2 protein-coding genes are annotated in these 2,602 nt (G+C 70.0%); both read right to left on the bottom strand.

Annotation, left to right across the window (positions count from 1 at the left end):
• Nucleotides 1–503: 503 nt before the first annotated feature.
• On the bottom strand, nt 504–971 hold the full coding sequence (locus tag ACIQTO_RS38110) for a hypothetical protein (RefSeq protein WP_402398257.1): 468 nt from the start codon (nt 969–971) through the stop codon (nt 504–506).
• 89 nt (nt 972–1,060) lie between these two features.
• Nucleotides 1,061–1,690: a cytochrome P450 gene (locus tag ACIQTO_RS38105; RefSeq protein WP_402398259.1), complete on the bottom strand. Its 630-nt coding sequence runs from the start codon at nt 1,688–1,690 to the stop codon at nt 1,061–1,063.
• Between the last annotated feature and the right edge of the window lie 912 nt (nt 1,691–2,602).

The raw sequence follows: 2,602 nt of genomic DNA, 5'->3' as shown, positions 1-2,602 counted from the left end.
ACAAGCAACGCGCCAAGCACCACGACGTCGGCAAAACGGTCAAACGCGCCGAGTCGATCAAGGAACACCAGGCCCGCCGAGGTTAAACGTCAAGCCGAGAAGCCGTTGTCATACCGATCACGAGGCCTGCCGATCGAACGAGAGTCCAAGCCGCACCGAAGCCGGTGAGGTCGATCCGCAGAAGCTGAACCCTCGTCGTGTTCCGGGCCGGACTCAGTCCCACCACAGGACGACCCTGCTGGACGGGCTCACCGCGCGCATCGAGTCCGGCGCAAGCGGCTCCGGTACCTGACGCGGAGCGGGCACGGTCCGACGGCTCCGGCCCCCCGGAGGCCGGCGGTCGCCGTTCGCGCGGGGGCCCGCCGGGAGGCGGGTGGCGCAGCTCCTGCCGCGCCACCCGCTGATCACACCGTGGCCGGGTCCTGCGGAACGGGCTCGGGGCTGATGCGGGACCGGCGGCCGGGGTCTGCCCGGCCGTCTTCGGGCCCGTATCGCTCTGGGCATCAGCAGGGCACCACCACACTGGTGCTGATCGGGGCGGTGTACCAGCCGTCTGCGGAGACGGAGAAGGTCGCGGTGACGGTCGAGCCGCACGGGACGGTGCCGCCGTAGCCGGCGATCTCCAGCGTGGTGGCCCGGAAGAGCAGGGACTGCTGCACGGTGCCGAGCGATTCGCCGCCCTCGATGTCGGTGGTCAGGACCGCATCGACCAGCTTCGTCCGCAGGGGCGGGCCGCCGGGGCTCGGCGGGCCGGCCAGGCCGATCCGGCCGGTGAACTGGACGCCGTCCTCAGTGACCGTGTAGCAGAGCTTGGTCCAGAGGCCGGACTGCAGGCCGGAGGCGTCGCAGACCTCCGTGGCGGTCTCGGTGGTGGTGGCGGCGGTACCGGCAGCGACGGCCGGGGTCGCGCCGGCGAGAGCGAGTGCCAGGGCACCCGTAGCGGCGGCCGTCGTCAGCATCTTGCGAGTCATGAGGTGCTTCTCCTGTGTGCAGAGCTCCTGGTCCGTCCAGCAGCACTGTTATGTGATATTGCACTATCTCTCTGTAGTCAAGAAATCGCTCATCTGAATGGAGTGAGTCCGGTTGGCATGGATTTGGTACGTGGAATCCGGATGTTTAATTCGCCCGCGAGTGGTGGGGGACGTCCTGGACCTGCCCGGGGGCGACTGGACCGGCCGTCCCACCTGGTGGGGGAAGGGTGGCCGGGGTGGGCCTGTCGGGGCGGAACGGTGACGCTGTGGGCGGTACCGGCCGGGGTGGTGCAGAAGCGGGGGGTGTGGGCGGGGAGGAGGAGTTCGAGGAGCGCGGTCGACTCGCGGAGCGCGAACCGGGTGCCCAAGCAGGCGCGGGCGCCGACGCCGAACGGGTAGTAGGCGGCGAGGTGGGCCGGGCGTCGGCGATGGCGGTCCGCGCCACGGCGTCGATCCTGGCCAGGCCGGCGGCGAGGCGTCCCTGGCGCTGCCCGGGTCGGCCGGCAGGGTCGGCAGCGCCGCCACCACGGCGGCCACGACGCCGAGTTCGCCTTCGGCGTGCCCGTCCACCGCGCGGCCGGTGAGCGCGCGCCAGACGGTGTCCAGTGCGAACCTCCGCATCTCCTCCCCGACGTCGAACTCCTCCCCGGTGCGGGCGTACCCCGCCCAGCGGTCGGAGTGCCTCGAAGTGGCAGGCGAGGGTCGCCGGTGATGTTCATTCCCAGGGCAGTTGCTGCTTCTTGGTCGTCCGCCGGCAGCACCGCGACGGCGGCCTCCCACTCGACCGCAGCGAGTGTGCTGGCGATCTCCGCTACCGCGGCGGGGGAGACGGCTCTGGGCGGAGGACCGAAGGTGCCCACGGCGTCGTCATGGTCGAGGCAAGAGACATCGATCAGCGCATCACCGTTGGTGGACCGTTCGAGTGCCGCGGCTGCCGCCGGTCCGAACCGGGCCAGCTGGAGGAGTCGCCGGAGGGGCTCGGGCGACCAGTCGAGATCGATCCGGTCAGCCCTCGGCGGGTCCCAGCGGGGGTTGGCGTCCGGGGAGACCTCTGCTGCCTGCCGGCAGAAGTTCAAGTACTCCGTCGTCACTCGTGCGAGCTGCTGCGTCACCGCCAGAGCGGCAGTGTTCCGGACGGGCTTCGCCGCCCACCAGCGGATTGATACTCCAGCGCTGGAAGCCGCTGTCGTGCCGATCTTGTTCGATTGCGGAGGCTCGGCCGGGTGATCTTGTGGCCTGCCGTGCACGAAGACAGGGCCTCCGGCGCAGCACCTGGGTGTTGAAGCCGGAGAAGCACCAGGGAGGCCCCGTTGCCGCTGTTCTACGCCCTCGCACCTGCCGGTTTCAACTCGGCTGCTCGTGGGTGCGATTGCCTCGCCCACCGGTTCGGCAACGCCGGGGACCGCCCTCACAGCGGCCGACGTATCCCTCGGACATGACGGATGGCGCGCGGCCAGGCGCTTCGCCTTCGACCGCACGCCCTCTGCCTCGGAGCAGGGGCAGAACCCGAAGATTGATCACGACGTCACACAGGCCCTAGTAGTACTTCGTTAGGTCTAAAGTGATGGAGGGTGCCGAGTCCGGTGCTTGGCGGGTAACTCGCGGTGGCAGGTGGGGCATTCGCCGGTCCA

The organism is Kitasatospora sp. NPDC091207, assembly GCF_044768625.1.
In the GTDB taxonomy this organism is placed as follows: Bacteria; Actinomycetota; Actinomycetes; order Streptomycetales; family Streptomycetaceae; genus Kitasatospora.
Note: the sequence above shows the minus strand (reverse complement) of the source record. Positions and strands in the feature narration are given on the sequence as shown.